Source organism: Streptomyces sp. NPDC056160 (assembly GCF_042268205.1).
Classification (GTDB): Bacteria; Actinomycetota; Actinomycetes; order Streptomycetales; family Streptomycetaceae; genus Streptomyces.
In genome coordinates, this window is sequence record NZ_JBHJUW010000076.1 from 17,401 (window position 1) to 39,546 (window position 22,146).

The 22,146-nt window shown below is 70.9% G+C and carries 39 protein-coding genes and 1 pseudogene; 34 read left to right on the top strand and 6 right to left on the bottom strand.

Annotated features, from left to right (window positions below; translation table 11 throughout):
- The first annotated feature begins 23 nt into the window (after positions 1-23).
- The 3 genes from ACFC02_RS25485 to ACFC02_RS25495 all read left to right on the top strand — a co-directional run bounded on the left by ACFC02_RS25485 (position 24) and on the right by ACFC02_RS25495 (position 1,570).
- A complete protein-coding gene (locus ACFC02_RS25485; protein WP_375852336.1) occupies positions 24-953 on the top strand; it encodes an N-acetylmuramoyl-L-alanine amidase in 930 nt (309 codons plus the stop codon).
- 15 nt (positions 954-968) lie between these two features.
- The gene (locus ACFC02_RS25490) at positions 969-1,154 is read left to right on the top strand and encodes a hypothetical protein (RefSeq protein ID WP_375852335.1); all 186 of its coding nucleotides are present in this window, start codon (positions 969-971) and stop codon (positions 1,152-1,154) included.
- Positions 1,155-1,237: 83 nt separating this feature from the next.
- Positions 1,238-1,570: a hypothetical protein gene (locus ACFC02_RS25495; RefSeq protein WP_375852334.1), complete on the top strand. Its 333-nt coding sequence runs from the start codon at positions 1,238-1,240 to the stop codon at positions 1,568-1,570.
- A gap of 777 nt (positions 1,571-2,347) precedes the next feature.
- On the opposite strand, the gene ACFC02_RS25500 is transcribed toward ACFC02_RS25495, so the two are convergent.
- Together ACFC02_RS25500 and ACFC02_RS25505 are read right to left on the bottom strand one after the other, a co-directional pair.
- The gene (locus ACFC02_RS25500; RefSeq protein ID WP_375852343.1) at positions 2,348-3,772 is read right to left on the bottom strand and encodes a D-glucuronyl C5-epimerase family protein; all 1,425 of its coding nucleotides are present in this window, start codon (positions 3,770-3,772) and stop codon (positions 2,348-2,350) included.
- Positions 3,773-3,843: 71 nt separating this feature from the next.
- Positions 3,844-4,092 carry a GntR family transcriptional regulator gene (locus tag ACFC02_RS25505; RefSeq protein ID WP_375852342.1) on the bottom strand — a complete coding sequence of 83 codons (249 nt, stop codon included), beginning with the start codon at positions 4,090-4,092 and terminating at the stop codon, positions 3,844-3,846.
- Positions 4,093-4,412: 320 nt separating this feature from the next.
- Here ACFC02_RS25505 and ACFC02_RS25510 point away from each other — a divergent pair, with 320 nt between their 5' ends.
- The gene (locus ACFC02_RS25510; protein WP_376126677.1) at positions 4,413-4,595 is read left to right on the top strand and encodes a hypothetical protein; all 183 of its coding nucleotides are present in this window, start codon (positions 4,413-4,415) and stop codon (positions 4,593-4,595) included.
- Positions 4,596-4,702: 107 nt separating this feature from the next.
- Positions 4,703-4,837 (top strand): annotated as a pseudogene (locus tag ACFC02_RS25515) (DUF397 domain-containing protein); the annotation flags it as partial.
- A 110-nt stretch (positions 4,838-4,947) separates the two neighbouring features.
- Here ACFC02_RS25515 and ACFC02_RS25520 read toward each other — a convergent pair.
- The 4 genes from ACFC02_RS25520 to ACFC02_RS25535 all read right to left on the bottom strand — a co-directional run bounded on the left by ACFC02_RS25520 (position 4,948) and on the right by ACFC02_RS25535 (position 8,168).
- Complete coding sequence (locus tag ACFC02_RS25520; protein WP_375852340.1) at positions 4,948-5,187, bottom strand: helix-turn-helix domain-containing protein; 240 nt, start codon at positions 5,185-5,187, stop codon at positions 4,948-4,950.
- A 662-nt stretch (positions 5,188-5,849) separates the two neighbouring features.
- Entirely contained in the window at positions 5,850-7,145 is a 1,296-nt protein-coding gene (locus ACFC02_RS25525; protein WP_375852355.1) for a hypothetical protein, read from the bottom strand.
- Between the two features lie 19 nt (positions 7,146-7,164).
- Positions 7,165-7,548 (bottom strand): hypothetical protein, encoded by a 384-nt coding sequence (locus ACFC02_RS25530; protein ID WP_365435084.1) that lies wholly within the window; start codon positions 7,546-7,548, stop codon positions 7,165-7,167.
- Positions 7,549-7,658: 110 nt separating this feature from the next.
- Entirely contained in the window at positions 7,659-8,168 is a 510-nt protein-coding gene (locus ACFC02_RS25535; protein ID WP_375852353.1) for a helix-turn-helix domain-containing protein, read from the bottom strand.
- 204 nt (positions 8,169-8,372) lie between these two features.
- Between ACFC02_RS25535 and ACFC02_RS25540 the strand changes: the two genes are divergently transcribed.
- The 29 genes from ACFC02_RS25540 (at position 8,373) to ACFC02_RS25680 (ending at position 22,004) form a co-directional block, all read left to right on the top strand.
- A complete protein-coding gene (locus tag ACFC02_RS25540; RefSeq protein WP_375852363.1) occupies positions 8,373-8,585 on the top strand; it encodes a helix-turn-helix domain-containing protein in 213 nt (70 codons plus the stop codon).
- Positions 8,582-8,839, top strand: a complete 258-nt coding sequence (locus tag ACFC02_RS25545; RefSeq protein ID WP_375852362.1) for a hypothetical protein — start codon at positions 8,582-8,584, stop codon at positions 8,837-8,839. The genes ACFC02_RS25540 and ACFC02_RS25545 overlap by 4 nt, the downstream gene beginning before the upstream one ends.
- A gap of 144 nt (positions 8,840-8,983) precedes the next feature.
- The gene (locus tag ACFC02_RS25550; protein WP_375852361.1) at positions 8,984-9,436 is read left to right on the top strand and encodes a hypothetical protein; all 453 of its coding nucleotides are present in this window, start codon (positions 8,984-8,986) and stop codon (positions 9,434-9,436) included.
- Between the two features lie 76 nt (positions 9,437-9,512).
- Positions 9,513-10,016, top strand: coding sequence for a hypothetical protein (locus ACFC02_RS25555; RefSeq protein WP_375852360.1), 504 nt, complete (start codon positions 9,513-9,515; stop codon positions 10,014-10,016).
- Positions 10,013-10,186: a hypothetical protein gene (locus ACFC02_RS25560; protein ID WP_376041029.1), complete on the top strand. Its 174-nt coding sequence runs from the start codon at positions 10,013-10,015 to the stop codon at positions 10,184-10,186. Before ACFC02_RS25555 ends, ACFC02_RS25560 begins: the two co-directional genes overlap by 4 nt.
- Complete coding sequence (locus tag ACFC02_RS25565; RefSeq protein ID WP_376041026.1) at positions 10,183-10,761, top strand: hypothetical protein; 579 nt, start codon at positions 10,183-10,185, stop codon at positions 10,759-10,761. The genes ACFC02_RS25560 and ACFC02_RS25565 overlap by 4 nt, the downstream gene beginning before the upstream one ends.
- Positions 10,762-10,763: 2 nt before the next feature.
- On the top strand, positions 10,764-11,585 hold the full coding sequence (locus ACFC02_RS25570; RefSeq protein WP_376041024.1) for a hypothetical protein: 822 nt from the start codon (positions 10,764-10,766) through the stop codon (positions 11,583-11,585).
- Between the two features lie 16 nt (positions 11,586-11,601).
- The gene (locus ACFC02_RS25575) at positions 11,602-12,189 is read left to right on the top strand and encodes a hypothetical protein (RefSeq protein WP_365438121.1); all 588 of its coding nucleotides are present in this window, start codon (positions 11,602-11,604) and stop codon (positions 12,187-12,189) included.
- A gap of 75 nt (positions 12,190-12,264) precedes the next feature.
- Positions 12,265-12,693 (top strand): hypothetical protein, encoded by a 429-nt coding sequence (locus ACFC02_RS25580; RefSeq protein ID WP_375852345.1) that lies wholly within the window; start codon positions 12,265-12,267, stop codon positions 12,691-12,693.
- 33 nt (positions 12,694-12,726) lie between these two features.
- On the top strand, positions 12,727-12,984 hold the full coding sequence (locus ACFC02_RS25585) for a hypothetical protein (protein ID WP_375852346.1): 258 nt from the start codon (positions 12,727-12,729) through the stop codon (positions 12,982-12,984).
- A gap of 3 nt (positions 12,985-12,987) precedes the next feature.
- On the top strand, positions 12,988-13,344 hold the full coding sequence (locus ACFC02_RS25590; RefSeq protein WP_375852347.1) for a hypothetical protein: 357 nt from the start codon (positions 12,988-12,990) through the stop codon (positions 13,342-13,344).
- An 82-nt stretch (positions 13,345-13,426) separates the two neighbouring features.
- Positions 13,427-15,874 carry a phage/plasmid primase, P4 family gene (locus ACFC02_RS25595; RefSeq protein ID WP_376125421.1) on the top strand — a complete coding sequence of 816 codons (2,448 nt, stop codon included), beginning with the start codon at positions 13,427-13,429 and terminating at the stop codon, positions 15,872-15,874.
- A 268-nt stretch (positions 15,875-16,142) separates the two neighbouring features.
- On the top strand, positions 16,143-16,469 hold the full coding sequence (locus ACFC02_RS25600) for a hypothetical protein (RefSeq protein WP_375852313.1): 327 nt from the start codon (positions 16,143-16,145) through the stop codon (positions 16,467-16,469).
- Positions 16,466-16,975, top strand: a complete 510-nt coding sequence (locus ACFC02_RS25605; protein ID WP_375852314.1) for a hypothetical protein — start codon at positions 16,466-16,468, stop codon at positions 16,973-16,975. The genes ACFC02_RS25600 and ACFC02_RS25605 overlap by 4 nt, the downstream gene beginning before the upstream one ends.
- The gene (locus ACFC02_RS25610; RefSeq protein WP_375852315.1) at positions 16,972-17,166 is read left to right on the top strand and encodes a hypothetical protein; all 195 of its coding nucleotides are present in this window, start codon (positions 16,972-16,974) and stop codon (positions 17,164-17,166) included. The genes ACFC02_RS25605 and ACFC02_RS25610 overlap by 4 nt, the downstream gene beginning before the upstream one ends.
- A complete protein-coding gene (locus tag ACFC02_RS25615) occupies positions 17,163-17,321 on the top strand; it encodes a hypothetical protein (protein WP_375852316.1) in 159 nt (52 codons plus the stop codon). Before ACFC02_RS25610 ends, ACFC02_RS25615 begins: the two co-directional genes overlap by 4 nt.
- Positions 17,321-17,545: a hypothetical protein gene (locus ACFC02_RS25620; RefSeq protein ID WP_375852317.1), complete on the top strand. Its 225-nt coding sequence runs from the start codon at positions 17,321-17,323 to the stop codon at positions 17,543-17,545. Before ACFC02_RS25615 ends, ACFC02_RS25620 begins: the two co-directional genes overlap by 1 nt.
- A 112-nt stretch (positions 17,546-17,657) precedes the next feature.
- Positions 17,658-17,855: a hypothetical protein gene (locus ACFC02_RS25625; RefSeq protein WP_375852318.1), complete on the top strand. Its 198-nt coding sequence runs from the start codon at positions 17,658-17,660 to the stop codon at positions 17,853-17,855.
- Positions 17,852-18,226 carry a hypothetical protein gene (locus ACFC02_RS25630; protein WP_375852319.1) on the top strand — a complete coding sequence of 125 codons (375 nt, stop codon included), beginning with the start codon at positions 17,852-17,854 and terminating at the stop codon, positions 18,224-18,226. The genes ACFC02_RS25625 and ACFC02_RS25630 overlap by 4 nt, the downstream gene beginning before the upstream one ends.
- On the top strand, positions 18,223-18,867 hold the full coding sequence (locus tag ACFC02_RS25635; protein WP_376041134.1) for a hypothetical protein: 645 nt from the start codon (positions 18,223-18,225) through the stop codon (positions 18,865-18,867). Before ACFC02_RS25630 ends, ACFC02_RS25635 begins: the two co-directional genes overlap by 4 nt.
- A gap of 53 nt (positions 18,868-18,920) precedes the next feature.
- On the top strand, positions 18,921-19,130 hold the full coding sequence (locus tag ACFC02_RS25640) for a hypothetical protein (RefSeq protein WP_376041136.1): 210 nt from the start codon (positions 18,921-18,923) through the stop codon (positions 19,128-19,130).
- Between the two features lie 103 nt (positions 19,131-19,233).
- The gene (locus ACFC02_RS25645; RefSeq protein ID WP_375852322.1) at positions 19,234-19,458 is read left to right on the top strand and encodes a hypothetical protein; all 225 of its coding nucleotides are present in this window, start codon (positions 19,234-19,236) and stop codon (positions 19,456-19,458) included.
- The gene (locus ACFC02_RS25650; protein WP_375852323.1) at positions 19,455-19,718 is read left to right on the top strand and encodes a hypothetical protein; all 264 of its coding nucleotides are present in this window, start codon (positions 19,455-19,457) and stop codon (positions 19,716-19,718) included. The genes ACFC02_RS25645 and ACFC02_RS25650 overlap by 4 nt, the downstream gene beginning before the upstream one ends.
- Positions 19,715-20,179: a helix-turn-helix domain-containing protein gene (locus ACFC02_RS25655; RefSeq protein ID WP_376041138.1), complete on the top strand. Its 465-nt coding sequence runs from the start codon at positions 19,715-19,717 to the stop codon at positions 20,177-20,179. The genes ACFC02_RS25650 and ACFC02_RS25655 overlap by 4 nt, the downstream gene beginning before the upstream one ends.
- Positions 20,180-20,189: 10 nt before the next feature.
- Positions 20,190-20,345, top strand: coding sequence for a hypothetical protein (locus ACFC02_RS25660; RefSeq protein ID WP_365437379.1), 156 nt, complete (start codon positions 20,190-20,192; stop codon positions 20,343-20,345).
- Positions 20,346-20,356: 11 nt separating this feature from the next.
- Complete coding sequence (locus ACFC02_RS25665; RefSeq protein ID WP_365437376.1) at positions 20,357-20,863, top strand: hypothetical protein; 507 nt, start codon at positions 20,357-20,359, stop codon at positions 20,861-20,863.
- Positions 20,860-21,489 carry a hypothetical protein gene (locus tag ACFC02_RS25670; RefSeq protein ID WP_365437374.1) on the top strand — a complete coding sequence of 210 codons (630 nt, stop codon included), beginning with the start codon at positions 20,860-20,862 and terminating at the stop codon, positions 21,487-21,489. The genes ACFC02_RS25665 and ACFC02_RS25670 overlap by 4 nt, the downstream gene beginning before the upstream one ends.
- Before the next feature lie 76 nt (positions 21,490-21,565).
- Positions 21,566-21,724, top strand: a complete 159-nt coding sequence (locus tag ACFC02_RS25675) for a hypothetical protein (protein ID WP_365437371.1) — start codon at positions 21,566-21,568, stop codon at positions 21,722-21,724.
- Between the two features lie 76 nt (positions 21,725-21,800).
- Positions 21,801-22,004, top strand: a complete 204-nt coding sequence (locus ACFC02_RS25680) for a hypothetical protein (RefSeq protein WP_365437368.1) — start codon at positions 21,801-21,803, stop codon at positions 22,002-22,004.
- Positions 22,005-22,146: the final 142 nt, after the last annotated feature.

The window sequence follows — 22,146 nt, forward strand, 5'->3', positions numbered from 1 at the left end:
TTTCTCATGCCTGGAGGCATCCCGTGGCAACTCCACTCACCGCTGCCCAGTTCCTCGCCGCCCTGAAGGCTGAGGGCGTGACCGTCGTCGAGGTCGGCGACTGGAAGAACCACAACCGCAACGCGAAGGGCCCGTGGGGTCCGGTGCACGGCGTGATGATCCACCACACCGTCACCAAGGGCACGGCGAACACGGTGAAGATCGTGCGCGACGGGTACGCCGGACTGCCCGGCCCGCTCTGCCACGGCATGATCGCCAAGGACGGGCGCGTGCACACGGTCGGCTGGGGCCGCGCCAACCACGCCGGCCTCGGTGACCCGGACGTCTTGTCCGCGGTCATCGCAGAGCGGCGGCCGCCCGTCGACAACGAGGCCACCGCCGACGGCAACCGGGCCTTCTACGGCTTCGAGTGCGAGAACCTCGGCGACGGCAAGGACCCGTGGCCGACCGAGCAGATCGAGGCCATCGTCCGCGTGATAGCCGCGATCTGCCGGCAGCACGGGTGGGGCGCCCGGTCGGCGCTGCGGCACCTGGACTGGCAGCCCGGCAAGGTCGACCCGCGCGGGCCCGGCATGGACTGGGAGCAGATCCTCGACCGCGTCGCGAAGCGGCTCGACAGCAAGCCGCCCACCACCAGCCTGCCCGCCCCGGCCAAGCCCACGGTGTCGCTGTCCAAGCTGGTCAAGGCGGCGAAGACCGACCCGCAGGCCAAGGGGACGCCGGTCACCTACGCCGGGGTGCGCGCCGTGGAGGCCGCGCTCGTCGACGAGGGCCTGCTCGCCAAGACGTACCTGGACGGCCACTACGGCACGGCCACCAAGGACGCGATGAGCGGCTGGCAGGAGCGGTGCGGGTTCCGCGGCCGCAAGCCTGGCCAGAGCGCCGACGGCATCCCCGGCAAGGACTCCCTTAGCCGCCTCGCCGCGAAGCACGGTTTCACCGTCACCGCCTGATCCCAGAAGGACACCATGAAGATCTCCAGCATCGCCAAGTCCATCGTGGCCGGCCTCGCCGCGGGCGCCACGGCTGCAGTCACCGCCGTGCAGGACGGTCAGGTCACGGCCACCGAGGGCATCACCATCGCGCTCGCGGTCCTGGGCGCCTGGGGCGTCACCTACGCCGTGCCCAACAAGCAGCCTTCGACGGGCGCCTGATGGGTGCCGTGGCGGTCCGGCGGCTCACCCGACGACTGCCGCGGCGCCCTGCTCACCCCCCACTGCACCATCGGAGGTCCTGCGTGGACGCTGCGCAGCTCGGCGCCGTCGGAGCCATCGCCGTCGGGCTCGCATCTGCGGTCGGCGCACTGATCGGGCAGCGGGGCGCGAATAGGGCCTCGCAGTCCGGCGCCGTGCTCGGCGGCTACTCGACACTCGTCGACAACCTGCAAGAGGAACGCGACAAGTTGCGCGACCGGCTCGTCGAAAACGAACGGCAGCTCGCCGCCGCCTACGCCGAACTCGCCAGCGAACGCGCCGACAAGGCGGCACTACAGCGGCAGATCACCGAACTCAGCAGTGAGAACACGCGGCTGCGCGCACAGATCGTCGAGCTGGGAGGACACCCCACGTGAACACACGTCGCCACGCGAGGCCGCTCCACGTACAGCAATGGCGATTCCTCGCGGTCGCAGCCGTGCTACTCGTGCTGTCAGGTGCGGTCGTCCTCGTGTGGCTACGCATCGACGCGGGAGACCGCCGGGCGGATGACCTCGCCGCCGAGGCGGACCTGCGCGGGGACGCCGTGGCCACACTGGCGACGGATGTGCGGGTGCTGCGCTCGCAGATCAAAGCGGGGGGAGGGACGCCGGCGGCGCCGGACCCGTCGCGGGCGGTCGATGATCTGCCCGCGCGTGCTCAGGTGCCTGTGCCAATCCCGGGCCCGGCCGGGCCTCGCGGTCCGCAGGGCGAGCCAGGACGGCCGGGTGCGACGGGCCCGCCCGGCTCGCCCGGCCCTGCAGGACCGTCCGGCGGGCAAGGCGAGCCCGGCGCTACGGTGACCGGTCCAGCAGGCCCGGCGGGGTCGGCAGGGTCGGTAGGGCCCGCAGGACCCGCAGGACCCGCAGGACCCGCAGGACCGCCCGGCAAGGACGGCAGGGACGGCCACGACGGCAAGGACGGCAGGGCCGGGCAGGCATGCCCCGACGGGTACAGCCTGCAGGCGCCGTCATGGGATGCCGACGCGCTCGTCTGCAGGCGGGACGGCGCCCCGCCGCCGAACCAGCCCGGCAACAACGGCAACGGCAACACCCCGGAGGCGTTAGGCCTCGACCCGCACCGCCGCCAGTACCCATGACCACGGCCCCGTCCTCCTTCGGGAGGGCGGGGCCGCTTCGTCGTTACCGCAGCCCTTAGCCGGTCGGCCCCGAGGAGTTGACCGTCACCGATACCGCCGGCACCCAGTACCCGGTCAGTCCGCCCGCCGTGATCTGGAAGCACGGCCGCCCGTTGACGATCGCCCGCCGGTCCGTCGGCGCGTTCGACGGGTTCACGAAGGACACCGTCCTGATGGTCGCCGTGCCGTCCGTCGCCACCTTGTACGTGTCCACCGGCACGCTGCCGCCGGGGAACGTCACCGTGCGGGTGGGCCGGTACAGGGTCGTCAGGTACTGCCCGAGCAGGTGCGAGTTGGGCCATGCCTCGCCCACCCACCAGCCCTCATACGGGCCCGCGCTGATCCGGTAGTAGATGCCCCGGTTCTGGATCCGGCGCCGCATCGACGCCGGGGCCTGCGTCGCCCGGCTGAACGTCACCGACTTGGTCTCCAAGACCTTGTCCGCCCTGGACTCCACCCAGGAGCCGTCCGCAGCCGTGTCGTACCGGTACAGGGTGTGCGTGCCGGCCGCGAACTGGACCGTGCCCGTCACGCTGGCCGGGTAGTCGTCGACGAGCCGATCCGTGTGGTCGGCGAAGTCCGGGCTGCCAGTCTGCCAATGCAGTTGCCGCAGCAGGTTGATGTGGTGCTGGTGGTAGGAGGGCGCGGGTATCCGGTGCGTCTGGCAGTAGTGCGAGGCCCACTTGGTGTTCCGCAGCTGAGGGAAGTACCTGGCGATGGTGGTCGCGCACCCGTCGTACAGGGCTGCCGCATCCTGGCTGCCCGTGGCGACGTAGTAGTCCCACAACCCGAACATCGCGAAGACCATCCCGTTGTATGTGTAGTCGCCGGTGCCCGGCTCGCTGCCCGGGTACTCCTGAAGCCACACATAGCCAGCGCCGTCGACGTTGACCGCCCACGGGTAGCCGTCGTCCGCGACCTGAAGCGACGCGAACGCCGCGTCGGCCGCCGCGAGATACCTGGCCCGGTCCTCGCCACAGACGCCGTCCAGCTGGGACAGCTGCGCGAACAGGGAGATGGCCTCGCCCTGCGCCATCCCCGAATACCACGGCGCCTTGTACGAGACACCGGTGTGCACGGCGTGCGTGAACGGGAAGGGGTACGGGAACCACCAGCTGCCCCGGGCCTCAAGCCGTTTGGCGATGAGCCGGTCCGCCTGCGTCTTCGCCCGCGTCAGGAACACCGCCCGGCGAGCCGGGTCCGTCTCCGCGCGGTAGCTGGAGATACAGCCCAGCCCGAACTGCGCCTGACCCACGGGGTGGTCGAGTCCGGCGCTGCCGACGTCCGGGTAGTACAGGTACACGCCGCCAGAGTCGAGATGATAGGTGCCGGTTGCGGGGGAGACGTTCTCCCACTTGGTCGGCCGGTCACGCCACGGCCGCATCTCCTCCGGCAGATCAGTGACGAGACGGTAGCCAGCCTGCTGAAAGGTAAGTTGCATATTACAAGTGTCCCCGGCAGCGGCACGGATAGCGAGGGCCTGACGTGGCGTCCGCCGGCACCTGGGCGCGCTCAGCCGTCGAGGGGCGGCCGGTCGGCGACGAAGGTTCCAATCCCGGTCTCGCCGCGCAACCAGCCCTCACGACGCAGATAGGCGAGCGCCTTCTGGCTCGTCGACGCCGCGACCCCCAGCTCGGTTGCCAGCTCCAGCGTCGAGGGCACTCGGGTCCCGGGCGGATAGGTGCCGTCCTTGATCCGGCCGATGACGATCTGCGCGGCCTGCCTCCATACCGCCCGCGTCCGGTCGAGATCAGCGCTCATACCGGCGACCGTAGGTTCCCGCACCATGCCGCGCGACCGCAGGACCCCTCGGCAACCCTCGGTAAGGCGCGGTATGGTCTGGGTCACAAGAAACCCCCGCGGCCTGGCAGGGCCCGGGGGGTGTGGCCACCGCTACATAGGGAGCAGTGACGCATGGATCGTAGAACACAAGCGCCGACGCCGGCAGTGCCCGGGTGTTCCGAATGCCGACGACTCAAAGTCGAGGAGGCCAGCGCGGAGCGGGCGGGCGACCTCTCGCGGGCGATCGACTGCCGGGTGTGGCTCCGCCGGCATCGTGCCACCGCGCACCGGGGCGAGCAGTGAGCGCCGGGCAGGCCGGCAAGGCGCCCATGCGGCTGATGACGATGCGGGTGACCCGTATCCACGACGGCGAGATCATCGAGCGGCGTGACGAGGTGTGCGTGACGGCTGATGAGCCGCTTGACCCGTTCGCGCTGACTTCGGCGTGGCCGCCGTGCCGGTGCCCGCGGTGCCGCCACTGAACTCCCGGACCCGGCAAGAACGCAGGCCGGGCACGGGCAGGGGCCCCGCCCCCGCCCCCCGTCGGGGACGGGGCCCCATCACGTAACAACCACCAGAAAGGCAACACATGGACAGCACCACTCTGCCCTGGCACGTGTCGAGCTACAGCACCGGCAACGGCGCCTGCATCGAGGTCGCCAAGACGTCGTCCGGCGCGTACTTCCGGGACACCAAGGACCGTCCCCGCGGCGCCGCAGCCGTGGCGCCCACGCGCCTGGACCACGTTCCTCGGCGCGGTGAAGGTGGGCACGCTCGGCGCCTGACCCTTGCGCGCTGCGGCCCCGGCTGGTGTCCACACCGGCCGGGGCCGCTTCATCGCACAAGGTCGGCGAGCGGCACGCCCAGGACCCGGGCGACGCGCGCCAGCGTGGACAGCTTCACGTCCCGGCCGGCCTCCACGTGCTGCAGCGTCCGCCGATCGATGCGCGCGGCCTGCCACACAGCGTCTTGGGTCAGGTTCTGCCGGAGCCGCTCGGCGCGCACCCGGTCCCCGATGGCCTGATGGACCTCGGAGAGCCAGCTGTCGTCATCGTCGTCGGGCAGGGCAAGCACTCGACAAACGTCGATGCCGCGTGATCATGTGTCTGCGGAATACGTTCCGCCTTTTCCGATCTTGATTGACCGGCATGCACCGTGGGACACGGGGCATCCGGTCCGCATGGCGTGACATTCCATCAAGTTCGACCCGTAGCCTTGCGGTTCTGGCATATGCCGCAGGGCTGTGTGTAGTGTGCATATTCGAACGGGTGTTCACACGAACGGGTGAATGACCAGGTCGGCATCCGTTTGTTAGACATGGTGTTGACCGGGCAAACCAGCCGTGCCGGACCGTTCACACAGTGGTCCCCCCCTCTGTACGGTCCGGCACTCCGGGCGCCCCTGCCCTCCCGCCAGTGGGAGCGCAGGGGCGCCCGGTTCGTCTGCTGACCTGCAGCAACGCCATGATCATTTAGGGGATATTTAGGAGACCAACTCCCGTAGTGAGTGTGTAGTCAGCCCGTAGTGAGTGTGTAGTCAGAGTGAGTGCGACCGCACGACGAAGGCCCCGGCCCCCATCTGACCTGGGGAAACCGGGGCCTTTGCCCTGATCAACAGTGTGCCCCCGGCAGGATTCGAACCTGCGACACCCGCTTTAGGAGAGGGATTCTCTAGCCGCTGGTCTTCCCTGATGGCACCTGCCGGGGGAGTACCGGTCAAGATCATTTAGGAGAGATTTAGGAGATCAACTCCGTGGGATGCTTCATCAGGTCCACGCGGCCCCACAGCGTGCGCAGCCCCACGTTCGCCATCGCCTTCCAGAATACGGACTCCAGCCCGTCCAGCCGTTCCGCGCGCATCGCCGGAGTCGGCCGCTGATAGTGCCGCTTGATGCCGGGCCGCCGGTGACCGGCCGCCTCGAACGCCAGCGGCTCCTTCACACCGATCTCCGACTGCATCGTGTCGTGCAGCGCCCGCAACGCCCGCATGTCCAAGCCCGGCAGGATCGGCTCCCACGCCGCCCGGTACGCGACGCCCTGCCGCTTCGACCGCTCCTCACGCCCGTCGCACGCCGGCCGGAAAGACCGTGACCAGTTCCCCCGGCGCCAGGGCGTCCCGCTCGGCGTGCTGAACGGCCGCTCGTGCGGCCAGTCCTGACGGTGGTTCCGCAGCAGCACGGCCAGGAACGGCGGCACGTCCACGTCGCGCGTCGAGCCGTCGTTCTTCGTCGGCTCCAGCTTCAGGACGTACCCCTTCTTACGGCCCCGCTCGTCGCGCTCCTGGTACTCCGCATACTCCTCGACCACCCGCAGGATCGGGCACACGAACTCGCCCGCGCCCCACGGCTGGCGCCGCATCAGCAGCACGTTGTCCCGATGCAGTCCGAGGCCCTCGCCCCAGCGCAGGCCCGTGAACGCCGTCGCCAGCACGTGCACGCCGATGGCCGGCCCGAGGCGCTCCGCGACGAGCACGGCATCCTCCGGGCGGGCCCCGCCATCCCGGCGGACCTTCGGTGGCTTCGTCCAGGCCGCCTCACCCGACGTGTCGCGGGTGCGGCGTCGGCCGAACAACGGGTTCACTGTGATGTACCCGGCGTCCACAGCCGCCGTCATGATGGTGGACATCAGCGACACGCAGTGCCCGCGGGTAACGTCCTCCACCGTCATGCTCTGCTGCCAGGAGTCGACGTCGAACCACGAAATGGCGCCCAGCGGCACGTCTTTCCACCTGGGCAGGATGTGGTTGTCCAGCCGGTCCCACCGGGTCCCGACCGTGCGCCCCCGCTTACGGCGGGCCGCCATGAACGCCTCGGCGAACTCGCCGAACGTCGTGGCCCGCTTGTCGGGGTCAATCCATGTGCCGGCCTTGATGAGGCGCTCCTGCTCGTCGCCCCACTCCTCGGCCAACTTCTTGGTGGCGAAACCAGGTTCGGACCCCCAGGTGCCGTCCGGTTTCTTGTACCTCGAGCGCCACGTGAACTGCTTGGTCTGCTTGCCGTTCCGGACCTTGTACACCTTCTCTGCGAAGGCCATTGCCCCGCTCCCTCCCCCTTCAGATCGCCGTGCGGCTGGTCCGCCGCGCAGGCCTGCGCTGCCAGTTCGCTGATTCCTTGGACTGGGCGCGGGTGAGCGCCCGGGCCGCTCGCTCGGTGATGAGCGAAGCCCGGACGGTGTAGTGGATGAAGTCGGGCCGGTCCTCGACGATCAGCGGAATGTCGTGCTCGATGCGTTGTCGTCGATCCATAGTGAAGGGAATCTGGCGCCCGCGGGGGCTTCCCGGGGAACGCGGCTCCCAACGCTGCATCTGCTCGGCGAGCGCGTCCTCGAACGCTTTCCGGCCTTCCTCCGTGACGTCGTCTTCGTGGACCCAGACGACGAGCCCGGAGGGCTGATCACCTATGTGCGGCGTGAAGTAGTTCCCACTGCGTCGCACCACTCGCGCAAACATGTAATGCCCCGATCCGCCGAGTGGTCCCCCCCTCCCGGTGACGGTACGTGCATGCAACCACACTTTGCGCGGTAGCACACTAGGGCAGCACTGTTTTCTTAGGGCTCTGCAACCTCATCAGTCTCAGAAGCAATGCTCTGGAGGTACCGGCGGGCCTTGCGGTAGCGCGCCGCGACCCGTGCCATCTCTTCCCGCGTCGCGCCCTTGCGGCTCTGCAGGACGACGATGATGTGCCCGTCGTCCTCGTCCGGGCCGAGGTTGATGACGTTCGACTCCAGCGTCTCGCCGGCCTGCAGCTCCATCTCCACTGCGGGCGAGAGGCCGAGCGCGGCCGGGGCGGACGGCTCCGCGGTGGCCGGCGGCTCGTCGGGCGGGCGGACCGTGCCGCCTTCCATGACGCGCTCGGCGGCGCCCTCGGGCCAGCCGAGCAGGCGCGCGTAGTCGCGGATGTTCGCGTTGACCCGCTGGAAGCGGCCTGCCTCGATGTTCTGGATCGTGGTCCGGCTGACGCCCAGGTGCTCCGCTACCTGGGGCTGGGTGAGCCGGGGGCGCCGGCCTTCGCGGGCAGCCTGCAGCTCAGTTCCCAGTCGCTTCGTTGCCTCATCCATAAGTCTCCATCATGCCCCATCAGGTTGCATGCGCGTAGCCAAGTTTCGGCGCTTTGACCTGCGCGTTGTTGAGCCTTTTACGTCTCACGAGTTGCATACCGCCCCTATCGGCTGCCACTGGCATAGGCCAGAAGCACAGAATCTGTGCCCAGAGTGTAGGCAGGCTGCTTGCGTCCGTAGCCAAGGTGTGCTCAGAATGTAGGCGTGAAGCCAAGAGGACCACTCATCCGGGACATCCGACGTGCACGGAAAATGAGCCTGCCTGAGCTTGAAGCGCAGACCGGCTTGAACAGGGGCTACCTCTCCCGCCTTGAGCGTGAGCAGATCCAGGACACCGGAACTGAGCAGGTCCGCAAGGTCGCCACCGCCCTCCGGGTCGACGAGGACCTGATCGCCGAAGAGGAGAAGAAGCCGTGACCGTGAAGGCCACGAAGATCGTCCGCCGCATCGCGGACCCCAGCACCGACGAGGCCGAGTTCCGCCGGTGGACGCCCGAAGAGGTCGTCGCCCGGCAGCTCCTGCCGTACCGGAGCGTCCGCGTCCTGAAGGAGCGCTGCTACCGCCGCGAGGTGCACCACCACCGCGACGGCGGCCGCATCACCTTCACCGCCGAGGACCTGCGCCGCCAGAACGAGCGGCACGCGGTCAAGCCGTTCGCGCGGACCGCCTGAACCCCTGAACGCGCCGAAGGGCCGCTCACAGCTTCCCGGCCCGAGCGACCCCACGACCGGCGCCCCTACACAGCAGAGAAAGCAGAGGTCACCGTGACCGCAATCATCCCAGACCACCCCCTGCCGCGTCGAAGCGAGTCCGGCATGGCCACCCGCAGCGTGAACGCCGCCGCCGGCGTCATCCTCGCCCTCGACTCCGCCCGCCTCCTCAACTCGCCCCAGCAGGCCGCCGAGCACGAGCAGCTGCGGAACGACATCACCGGCGCCTGCCTTGCTCGGTGGGAGGAAGAGCAGGACAACGCGCGGCTGCGGTTGGCGCTCGCGTCGGCACAGCGCGGCCGCCAGGAGCTGCGGGCCCGCGTCGCCGAGCTGGAAGAGCTGCTCGTCGCCAAGGACCGGCCCGTCGACGAAGACCCGATCGCCCACGCGCTCACCGACAAGGCCACGGCCCTCGAGGAGAACGTCGAGCCGCAGGTGCGGCGCCTGCGCGCCCTCCTCGCCGGACAGCGCGAGGACGCCGCCGCCGAGGCCGACGGCATCACCCGCCGCATCGCCCCCACGCAGGCCCTGCGCGAAGAGACGAGGGCCGCCCAGTGATCGCGCTCCCCGTCACCCTTGCCGCGCTCGCCCTGTACGTCCTCGGCTCGATCGCCGTGGTTCGGGGGTGCGAGCGATGAGCGCCCTCGACGACATCCGCCGCGCCCTGTCCGACGCCTACGGCACCGGTGTTGCGCTGCACGACCTGACCGCAGACGACCTGATCCGCTCGGCCGTGGCCGAGTTCGAGATGGACGCGGAGGCGTACCCCGGCGAGCTGGCCATGTACCGGCAGCTCGTCCGCACCCTCCGCACCGTGGTTCGCGTCGACGACGCGGACATGGACGAGGTCCGGCGCTTGCTGCACCACCACGCGAGCGACGACGACGTGGCCCGCGAGGAAGCGAAAGGGCTCACCGAGCGGCAGGCCCGACTCCTCGACGCCATCCGCACCCACGGCGGCGCCTGGAACACCCACCGCGTCCTCAGCCTCTACGCGCTGACCGACCCCGGCGTAGTGCAGCGCGGCACCGCCCGCCACGACCTCACCGCCCTGCAGCGAGCCGGACACCTCGTGCTGGTCGACGACCCCGACAACCGCCACTACGCCCTCAACACCCGTGGGGGCGGCGCCCGGTGAACGTCGAACGCGGCAGCGACCACCTGCACACCGCCAAGGCAGACACCACCCGCGAGGAGCGCGCCGCCGCATCCCGCGCGGTCCTCAAGGCCGCCCGCGACCGCGGCGACCTCCGGCTCCTCCTCGACGCCCTCGGCCTCAACAACCAGACCAGCAAGGAAGCCTCATGAAGTGCAACGAGCCATACCCGCAGGGCTCCTACGAGGAGTGCCGCCTGGACCTCGGGCACACCGGCGACCACGAGTACTTCGACAAGAAGTGGTCGCGGCCCGAGCCGGCCGACCCCGACCCGGCCGTTGAGGCGCTGCTCGACCAAGCCGCCCGCGAGGCCCGCGTGTGGGGAGTCGGGGAGCGGAAGTTCCCGGTCGTCATCGAGCGGACGCTGACCTACGTCCTCTGGGTCGACGCCGACTGCGAGGACAACGCCCTGCTGAACGCGGCCGACGACTCGTGGGAGACCGACCTCAGCAAGGAGACGCCGACCAACGGCTCCGACGAGGTACGCAGGCTCGACGAGTTCGAACGGCAAGACGCCTTCGAGAGCGAGATGGGCCGCGAGTTCGGCCCGCAGATTCAGTGCCCGGGCTGCCGCCGCCTGTCCTTCCGTCGCGAGTGGTTCCACGACCCGTACCGCAAGTGTCACGGCCCGATCGCCTGGCGCCAGCCCTTCAAGTCAGTCCTCCCCTGGCGCGAGCACAACGCCACCCCGGTGTACGGCGGCGCCCGGACGGCGGTGGTGGCGTAACCATGGCCAGCACCAGCGGCAGCGACGAGGTCGGCGAGATGCTCGCCGAGCGCATCGCCGGCCTCATCGTCGACACCGCCCACAACGCCCCCCGGTCGCTCCAGAAGCGGCTCGGGCCCAGCGAGGTCGGCGACCCGTGCGAGCGGCGCCTGACGTACAAGCTGCTCGACTGGCCGCGCGCGGCCGCCGCGAGCGACCCGGCCGCGAGCATCATCGGCACCGGATTCCACACCTGGATGGAAGAAGCCTTCGAGCGGCGCCAGACAGCGCTCCCGGACGGCCGGCCCCGCTACAAGATCGAAGAGCGGGTCACCGTCCACGCCTCCCCGATCGAGGCCGCCGTCATCGCGGGCAGCACCGACCTGTTCGACCGCGCCACCGGCACCGTCTGGGACTGGAAGCTCGTCGGCCACAGCACGCAGGACGACTACCGGCGCAAAGGGCCCGGCCCTCAGTACCGCATCCAGGCCCACCTGTACGGGCTCGGCCAGGAGAACGCGGGCGAGACCGTGAACCGGGTCGCGATCTGCTTCGTCGCCCGCTACCACGAACTCCGCGTCCACGTCTGGACCGAGCCGTACAACCGGCAGGTCGCCCTCGACGGGCTCGCCCGCCTCGACCACATCAAGCAGCGCATCGCCAGCTCGGAAGCCGCTCTCAGCGACTACGGCCCCGACTGGTGGTCCCAGATCCCCACCGACGAACTGGCGAAGTGCCGGTTCTGCGAGTGGTTCAAGCCCGGCAGCACCGACCCCAGCGTCGGCTGCCCCGGCATCCAGCAGTCGGCCGCGCCGCGGCACGGCTTCGAATCCCTCATCGCATAAGCGAAGGAGCATCAGCATGGACGCGAACAGCTTCCTCATGGGCGGCGGCGGAGCACCCACCGCCAAGTTCCCCACCCCCGGCACCACCGTCGGCGGCCGCATCACCGAACAGCCCAAGGTCGAACAGCAGCGGGACATCCAGACCGGCGAGAAGAAGTTCTGGAACAACGGCGACCCGATGATGCAGCTCGTCGTCACCGTCCAGACCGACCAGCGCGACCACGCCCTGGAGGACGACGACGGCAAGCGCCGCATCTTCGTCAAGGGCCAGATGAAGAACGCCGTCGCCGACGCCGTCCGCGCCGCCGGCGCCCGCGGCCTCGAGGTCGGCGGCACCCTCGCCGTCACCTACACCCACGACGGCGAGCAGAAGCAGCGCGGCTTCTCCGCACCGAAGCAGTACACGGCGCGCTACATCCCCGCCGCCCAGTCCGAGCTGAACGCCCCGGCCGCCCAGGCCGCGCCCGCGCAGTACGCCGCCCCGGCCGCCGCCCCGCAGTACCAGGCCCCGCCGCCCGCGGTCCCGGCTGGCGTGAACGCCGTCACCGGCGAGATCGGCCCCGGCTACGCCGCCCCGCAGCAGGGCAACGAGCCCCCCTTCTAAGCCCGCCCAGCCACCGCCCGCCGCCGCTGACCAGCCGCGACGGCGGGCGGCCCAACCAGCAGAAGGAGATCGGCCGTGACCGATCAGCCATACACCGACGACGACCTGCGGGTCGAAGCCGCAGCCCAGCACGCCACGCTCACCGAGGACCCCGAGTTCATGTGCGTCGGCGAGCAGATGGACGACGACATCGTCGCCTCCACTGAGCACGAGGACGGCGGCAAGACGTGGAGCGAGCTGCTCCCGTTCGAGGCCGACAGCGGCGAGGCGTACAACACCGTCCAGCGGAAGATCCACGCCCTGATCAACGGCGCGGCCGACGTCTCGAAGTGGGCCGTCGACCTCGGCGCCGACGGCCTCGAGCCCGAGGACCACACGCTCACCGTCGACGGCGACGACACGCCCCTCGTCCGCCTGCACTGCGCCTTCAGCCCCGACATCGACGACCGGGCCCGCATTGCCTTCATGACCCGCCTGGCCAGCGTCATGGCCAACGCCCTCTGATCCGCCTGCCTATCAGCCCGTGAGGAACACCGCATGCAGACCGCACCGCCCATCGGCAGCGAGACCGCCCGCCACGTCCTGTGGCACTACGGCCGCCCCGGCGGCTTCCGGCCCGGCCGCTTCACCGAGCTGCTCATGCAGACCATCGACGCCGCCGACCTCCAGCACACCGCCCGCCTCCGCGCCGCCTACCCCGAACTCGTCGACGCCATGAACCTCGCCGCCAACCAGGCCGACGGCACCGCCCACCTCACCGCCATCGCCAACGACACCGCCAGCAAGGAGGCGTGACCCATGGGCATGTACCACTCCACCTACTTCGCCTACGGCGTCCACGTTCCGCTTCCGGACGGCGTCCACCCGTGGGCCGAGAACGACCGCATTGAGGCCGAACTCAAGTCGCTCAAGGACCGGTGCCCCGAGGTCGGATACCTGTCCGCAGGCAACTACGACGCCGACGAGCTGTTCCTCACCACCCAGTGCGACGAAGTCGAGCTCGGCACGTACAAGCACGTCACGCCCGAGACCGTTACGCCCGAGCAGCTCGCCGACTGGAATCACCAACTCGCCGCCGCGGTCGACGCCCTCGGTTACGGCACGCTCCCCGATCTCGCTGGGCCTGGCTGGCTCTGCGTCCCCGACCTGAGCTGACCGCCTTCCCCCGAGCCCGCCCGCCGTCCTTCCCCGCCCGCGGCGGGCGGGCCCCGCCCAACCAACCCGAGGAGCACACCCGTTGAGCACGACCACGGTCCGCGACACGCCACTCGACGGCGCCCTGTGGCTCATCCGCCACGGCTTCGCCGTCTTCCCCGTGGACCACCCGGGCCTGCTCCATTGCATCGGCATCGGCCAGGGCCACGACCCCGCCACCTGCACCCAGCGCGGCAAGCACCCCGCCGTCGCCTTCACCCGCAGCCACACCCTCGACGAACACCAGGCCCGCGCCCAGTTCGGCACCCAGCTCCGCAACGTCGGCGTCGCCGTCGGCGCCTGCACCGGCCCCGACGGCGAGCAGCTCCTCGTCATCGACTCCGACCGGCCCGGCGCCATCGAAGACGCGGCCGCCGCGCTCGGCCACCGGCACACGCCGACGATGCGCGTGCACACCGCGCAGGGCCACCACGACTACTACTGGGCGCCCGCCAGCATGAAGCTCGGCAACAGCCTCGGCACGCTCAAGGGCCGCTTCGACGGCGACGTCCGCGCCGGCAACGCCTACGTCATCGGCCCCGGCTCCGTCCACGCCACCGGCGTCGTCTACGAATTGGAAGACGCCGACCGGCCGCCGGTTGCCGCGCCCACCTGGCTCCTCACCGCCCTCACCACCAAGCCCGCACCCGCCCCGGTCGCGGCCGGCCCCGCCCCGGCGCTGCAGCTGCCGCCCGCGCAGCTCGACGCCTACACCCGCCGCGCCGTCCAGGACGAGTGCGACGCCATCGCCCGCGCCGCCGACGGCGACCAGAACAACCAGATCAACACCAGCGCCTTCAACATCGGCACCCTCGTCGGCGCCGGAGCCCTCACCGAGGCCGAGGCCCGGCAGGCGCTGCTTGCCGCGGCCCGCGCGGGCGGCCATCCCGACGATCGTGCCATGCCCACCATCAACTCGGGGCTCACCGCTGGCATGGCCCACCCGCGCACCCCCTGGCCGCCCGCCGCGCGCGACCGCAACGCCTTCGCCGGACTCCTCCCCCCGCAGTCCGCCCCCGCCCCGCAGACGGCCACCAGCGGCTGGACCGAGCCCACCGAGGAGCCCGCCCCCACCCCAGTGCCGATGCCCGCCCGCGAATGGGACGACCTCGGCAACGCCGAACGCGTCATCGACCGCCACGGCAGCGAAATCCGATGGCTCGCCGACATCGAACGCTGGGCCTACTACGACAAAGGCCGCTGGAACCTCAAGGCCGCCAACACCGGCGTGTGGACCCGCGTCGTCGACACCATCAACCAGCTCGAGGACGAAGCCCCCAACTACAGCGACGAGCCCGTCACCGACGACAAGGGCAAGGAAACCGCCAGCCAGCACGAACAGTTCCTCGCCTGGGCCCGCAAGCAGCGCATGCGGCCCAAGCTCGCCGCCGCCCGCGAAGTCCTCCAGGCCTACCCCGCCGTCCACACCACCATGGACGCCTTCGACAAGCCCGAGATGCTCCTCAACGTCGCCAACGGCATCGTCGACCTCACCACCGGCGACCTCCGCGCCCACGACCGCGGCCTCTACCTCATGCAGCAGTCCCCGATCTGCTACGACCCGAACGCCACCTGCCCCATGTGGGACAAGTTCCTCGACGGCGTCATGCCCGACCTCGAGCGCCGCGCCTACCTCGCCCGCGTCGTCGGCTACAGCGTCACCGCCTGCACCGGCGAGCAGGTCATGTTCATCCACCACGGCGAGGGCCAGAACGGCAAAGGCGTATTCATGCGCGTCGTCATGGGCCTCCTCGGCGAGTACGCCCAGGCCGTGCCCGCCTCCACCCTGATGGCCAAGCACGGCGACGGCGGCATCCCCAACGACATCGCCCGCATGGTCGGCAAACGGCTCCTGTCGACGTCCGAGACCGGCCGCAACGCGGAAGGCCGCGGCAAGCCCCTCGACGAGGAACTCGTCAAGCGGCTCACCGGCGAAGACCCCGTGTCCGCCCGGTTCCTGAACGCCGAGTTCTTCGAGTTCAAGCCCGTCGGGAAGATCCACCTGGCGACCAACCACCTGCCCGACGTGTCCGGCAGCCACAGCATGGCCCGCCGCCTCCAGGACATCGGCTGGGACGTCATCGTCCCGCCGGCCAAGCGGATCCAGGGCCTCGCCGAGAAGATCCTCGCCCGCGAAGCGGCAGGCGTCCTCAACTGGGCCATCCGCGGCTGCCTCGACTGGCAGAAGCAAGGCCTGGCCGTCCCCGAGTCCGTCACCGCCAAGACCCGCGAGCACATCGCCCAGTCCAACCCGCTCGCCACATGGCTGGAAGAGGAGACCGACGACGTCGCCGACGCCGTCACCGAGAACGGCCATCTGTACGGCAGCTACAAGACGTGGGCCGAGAAGGCCGGGATCCGGCACCCCATGTCGATGAAGGCGTTCACCGTCCGCCTGCAGGAGCAGGGCTACGCCCAGTCCAAGGACTCCAGGACCCGCCGCGCCGTGACGCTCGGTCTCGCCATGGCCTTGCTCGGAGGTGCCCGATGACCGGCCGTGCGAAGGGGTCTGCGAAGGGGTGCGAAGGGGTTGCGAAGGGGTTTGCGAAGGGGTCTGCGAAGGCTTTGACCTGCAAGTCGAAGGGGTCGAAGGGGTTTTTCTACGCCCACGCACATAAGGAGAAGGAAAACCAGCAGTGCCTCTATGCAAGGGGAGCAGCGCAAAACCCCTTCGACCCCTTCGCACCGCAGGTCAACCCCTTCGCGCACCCCTTCGCACATGCCTTCGCAACCCCTTCGCACCCCTTCGGCGGCGCCTGATGGCCAGCCTGCCCGCGCACCTCGTCGCCGCCCGCGCTGAGGCCTCCGCCCAACGCCCCCGGCACCAGCCGTGCCCCCGCTGCCAAGCGGACACGATCGTCGCCCGCACCGCGGACCGCGTCGCCGCCGTCGACGTCCGCGCCGACCCGCACCCCGTCGACCCGGCCACTGCGCCGGCCGGACGGCTCCTGTGGTGCCTCGTCCAGCACAAGCACCTCCCGGCGCGCATCCGCTGGCGCGACCGCTGGCACGCCACCGCCTGCACCCATCAAGTCCTCGCCGACCACGAATGCCGACCCCGACCCGTCCAGGAGACCCTGCTGTGAGCCAGTCCTTCACCATCGAACTTCCCGCCGGGCTGCCGCTGCTGAACGCGAACCGGCGCACCCACCACCACGTCCGCGCCGAGCGCACCCGCACGATCCGCGCGGCTGCCATCGAGGCCGTGGCCGGGCACCGCCCGCTGGTGGAGGCGCTCGCCGCGGCCAAACCCAACGCGCTGTTCGAGCGGGCCCGCATCGTCGGCTACTACCGCCCGGCCCGCGCCGGCCGCGCCGACCCCGCGAACTGGTACCCCTCGTTCAAGGCCGCCGTCGACGGCCTGGTCGACGCCGGGCTCCTGGACGACGACGACCACACCCGCCTCGTCGGCCCGGACATGCGCCTGGGCAGCAAGACTGCGGGCGGGCAACTCGTCCTCGTCATCAGCGACGCCACCGGCTGGACGGACATCAGGGAATGCCAGACGCCCGCCTACGCCGAGGGGCCGTGCCACTGCACGCACTGCGACCCCAGGTCGCGCGGTCTGGTCGCCGAGGACGGTGCCGCGTGAGCGAGCAGCCCACCCTCGTGTCCGGCATCCCGGCCGGCCTCACCGTCCGCGGCCTGGACCGCGACGACACCCCGGTCGCGGACTGGCTGTGCGGCTGCGGCCACCACCAGCGCGCCACCGGCCGTCGCGACGTTCTCGCCCTGACCGCCCGCGTCACCGTCGGCCACTGCCCCCACGGAGCCGCCGCGTGATCCCCGACGCCGTGCGCGCCGTCATCGCCTCCGTCATGCAAGAACACCCCGCAGCCAGCCCCGACCTGTTGTCCCGCCTCGTCGTCGCCGAACTCAAGGCGCTCGGCTGGCACATCACCGCCGGCCGCCCCGCCACCGCCTCAAGGAGCAACTGATGTCCAGCGCCGAACTCTTCGCCGACGCCATCGACACCGCAGTTGCGCTCGGCTGGGCTCTCCTCGCCTGGGTCGCCGTCTTCGCCGCGGCCGGCACCCTCGCCCTCCTCGGCACGATTGCCGTCCTCACGGCCGCCGCACGCGCCCTGTGGCGGCGCACTGTCCGCCCGTCCTGGGCGCGCAGCAGGCGCGCAGCCGCTCACGACTACCGGGAAGCCGCGTGATCGCCTACGCGCTCGCGTTCGGCCTCGTCGCAGGCCCGTTCATCAGCGCCGCCCTGCTTGGCCTCCACCGGGCAGGGCGCGCGATCCGCCGCCACACCCGAAAGAGGCACCCGTGACCTACCTCCTCGCCGCCCTCTTGGCCCTTGCCGCCGGCTGGTGCTGGGGCCACCGAACGGCCCGCATCCGGTACGTGCCCGTCGGCGCCGCCGCCCGCGACGACGACGCCGCGTTCATCGCCAACGAGCGCGCCCGCTTCGACGCGATCGTGGCCGGCCTGGACATCCCCGACGACCCGCGGAGCGCACGATGACCGAGCCCACCGACCCGCTGAACCTTCTCCGCGTCCTCGCCGACCGAGCCGCCCGCGGCGTCCTCAGCGAGGCCGAGGGCGTGGCACTGCGCCGCCGTGTCGAGCAGATCATCAACGGCCGCGCCACGTGGAAGGCCAAGGCCGAGGAGATCGAACGTGATCGCGACCGGATCGCCGCCGAGCTGGCTGCTGAGCGGCGCCGGACCGGGCAACGACGCGCGGCGACCCAGCAGGCGGAGGCCGCCATCGAGCGCGTGCGGCAGATGACCGACGCGTGGGAGCAGCGGCTGCCGGACACGATCCGCACCGCTACCGCTGTCGAGGCGATTCGGACCGCCCTCCCGGAGCCGAAGGAGCAGAGCACCCCGTGAACGACTGCGGACTGTGCGAGCGGCAGCTGGAGCACGGCTACCTGTGCGACGGCTGCACTCGCGCCACCACCCAGCGCCTGGAGCGCATGCCGCGGCTCTGGGCCGCGCTGGAGGCGTTCCTCGCCCCCGGCAGCAGCGGCAGCCCCCAGTACGGGCGCACCCGGCCTTGCGAGGCGCCGCTGCCCGCTCGCGAGGACGTGCTCAGCCTCCGCGCGGCCGGCGGTATCGCCGGAGTCCTCGAGGACTGGCGGGCCGCCATGCAAGCCGACCGCGGCTGGGGCACCCCCGCCGTCCCCGCCGACATTGGCCGCCGCGTCACCGTGGCCGCCCGCGCCCTCACCATCAACATGGACTGGATCGCGAGCAGCTGGCCGTTGGCCGGGGAGATGGCGGTCGAGGTGCGCGGCCTGGAGGGCGACGTGCTTACGATCGTCGACCCGGAGGACCCGGAGGAGCGCAAGCGCCAGCACGGCACACGCATTGGACTGTGTGTCGCCGCCTTCCCCGACGGCCAGGTGTGCGGGGCCGTCCTGCGCTCCTACCCCGGGGAGGCGACGCTGACGTGCCGCTGGTGCGGCACCGAGTACCAGCCGAAGGATTACTTGCTGCTGAAGCAGCTCCAGCCGAGCGAGGCCGCGTGAGCAGTACGCAATGGGGGGTTGCGCATAACGGGGGATGCGATACCCTTGGGGAGGTGAAGACGCCCCCATGGCGGGACCGGATCCGCACGGAGGACGAGTTGCTGGAACAGCTCGAAGCCCAAGCGGAACAGGCCCGCAGACGACGAGCGGAAGCCCTGAAGGAAGGGGCTGGCGAACTCGGCAGCGTCTACGCCCTGGCGAAACAGCTGAACCTCAGCTGGACCGCCGTAGCGAAGGCGATCAAGAAGTACACAACCGAATAGACAGCGAGGGCCGGACAGCAGCTCTCCACGGTGCTGGAACACCGAGGAGGCGCGCGCGCCGCCCGACCCTCTACCGAACATCCTGATCAGAGCAGGAGTCGGCATGCCCGATCATTTCGCGCGCCCCGTCGGGGCCGCAAGTTCCCCCACGCCCCGGCGGCTGGTCGCCGGAGGCTTCATCCGTCGCACGGCCGCCAACGCCCGCCTCGCCGAACTGCACCGGCTGTGCCGCGCCGACTACGAGAGCAACGCCGCCCGCCGCGTCCAGAACCACCGCGACGACGCGTTCCTCATCGCACGGGGCACCGAGCGAGGTGGTGCGCGATGAGCACCAAGCCCACCCCCGACGAGGTGCGCGACCTGCGCGCGCTCCTCACCGCCGTCCTCGACGCGATCACCCTCCCGTGCGACGCCCCCGGCTACGAGGCCCGCCTCGTCGAGCGTGCCGGCTGGGCTCTCACCGTGCGCAAGGCCCTCGACGAGGACCCCGCAGACCTCGGCTGGAACGTCGACTACCTCCGCCAAAAGCTCGCCCAGGAGGAGACCAAGGCGGCCAAGCGCCACGCCGAGCGAGGTGGCGCGCGATGAGCACTCCGATCGACGACGCCACCCGCGCCACCGTGCGCCAGCTCGCCGACAAGGGCATGAGCCACCGCGCCATCGGGCGCCAGCTCGGCATCCACCACAGCACCGTGGCGCGCGCCCTCCGCGCCACGGACGAGCCGGACGCGCCAGCCGCCGAGCCGGGCACCGAGCCGGACGAGCCGCGCCACGAGCCACAGGACGCGCCACCCCACGAGCCGGACGAGCCGGACGCCGCGCCACCCCCGCCGACCAGCGGCGCACCCCGCGCGCCACGGCTCATCCACGACCTGCCCGCGTGGCTCGTCCAGGACCTGAACATCCTCGTTGACCCGTTCACGGGCCGCCTGCCCGAGCCGGTGGCGCGCGCCATCCACACCGCCGCTGAGCAGCGGCGCGCCACCTGGCGCGCCAACGCCGTACGGCGCGCGAGCCACCCGAGCCACGACACCGCCACGGCGCAGTAGGCGGCGCGCCATGTGGCTCGCCGCGCTCGCCGCGTTCTTCGTCCTCGCCACCGGTGGCGCCCTCGTCGGCCTCGCCCTCGTCGACCGGCGCACCATCCCGCCCATTACCGGGACGTGCGCGCTCATCCTCACCCTCGTCGCGCTCGCCGTGACCGTCCTCCACTGAAGGACCCCGCTGTGCCGTACATGGCCATCAACCTCGGCGGCGTCGCCCTCGGCGTCGGCATCATCATCCTGTTCGTCATGCGCTGGGTCATGCGCGAGAAGCGCAGGCTCGGAGCCCTGATCCCCTTCGTCCTGTCCGTGCTGTACGGGATGCTCGCCGCCCTCGCAGCGCTCGGCTCCGTCTCCGCCCTCGGCGGTGTCACCTGGGTCGCCCTGTGGGCGGGCAACGTGGCCGGCTACGCCGCGCTGGTGTGGGGGATCGGCGGCAACGCCCCGGACGTCACCCGCGCGAATCAGCTGGTCCTCACCGACGGCGGGTACGTCGTCGTCTTCCTGATCACGCTCGTCCTTCTCGGCCTACTCAAGTGGGGCCCCCGCCAGGCCAACGCGAAGATCGTCCTCGGCTGCCTTGCCGGAGTCCTGATCGCCCTGTCCGGCAACGTCGCCGGGGTGGCCGCGATCCCGCTGGGGTCGAGCGCCAACCTCCTCGGCAGCGGCTTCACCGGGGTGTTCGGATGAGCACCACGGACACCGAGCAGCCGCTCGTCGAGGCCGAGGCCGGCGGGATGAGCGAGCGCACCGCCCGCCTGGTCCTCGTCGCAGTCCTGCTGCTCGCCATGTGGGGAGTGGTCGCCGCCGTCCCCGAGACCGCCTACGTCGTCGTCGGCGTACTGCTGTGCCTCGCCTGGCAGCGCGCCACCCGGTGGTTCGCCCGCCGCCGCCAGGACGACGAGGACGAGCCCGCGGCCGAGGAAGCCCCGGACGTCGCCGCCGCGCTGCGGACGCTGTCCGGCGACGGCCGGCACGTCCTCCTCACCGAGCTGCAGAAGGCGGTCGGCGCGCCCGACACGAAGGCCGTGCGCACCCTGCTGAAGGCCGCCGGCATCCGCGTCAGGTCGGGCGTGCGCACACCCGCAGGGAACGGGCCGGGCATCCACCAGGACGACATACCGGCCCCCTCCCCGGCCGAGAGCGACGCCCACTCAGACGCGTGTTGTTGCAGGTCAGGCAACAACACCAACGCCAACAACGCGCCCGAGGACCCCTCTCAGAAGGGGTTGCGTGTAGAGCCCATCGGCCTTGCGGGAGCCGTCGTACGCGACCCCGCAGACGCCGCCCGCCGCCACCAGGTCGGCGGCCACTAGACCCCGGGGCGGCCGCTCGCTGCCAGGCATCCCGGCCGCCCCGGTCCCATCCCAACGAAGAGACAGGAACGCCATCATGGCACTCGGATTCCCCAAGCCCATCCGCCAGGACGACCCCCGCCTGAAGGGGCACGAGACGACCTACCAGGCCTCCCGCGGCGGCCACTTCCCCCCGCCGCAGCAGCAGCGCGCGCAGGGCAAGAACGAGGTCACCCTGGAACGGCTGGACAAGTAGCAGCCGCCTGCCACACTGAGACCGGGCCCCGCCGCGTAATCCCCCGTCGCGGCGGGGCCAGCCGCATCATGGAGACATGGAGTCGCAGATCATCCGGCCCGGTCACCTCACCGCCACCCAGACCCGCGAGGTCCTCGGCGGCATCAGCGCCGGAGCCCTCCGTAACCTCGTCTACCGCGGCCAGCTCGAGCGCTCCGGAGGCACCGAGCGCTTCCCGTACTTCGCAGCGGTCGACGTCACCGCGCTCGCCGTCAAGCGCGCTGAACGCCAAGCGGCTTGACCGCAGGTCAGACGGTGTGTGACGATCGCCGTGCACAACTGTGCCCACAAACACACGACGCAGCCCCGGCCAGGAGCCGCACGACCTGGAGATCAGCGCCAAGCAGACCGCCCAGCTCCAGGAGTCCGACGCCGTCCTCTAC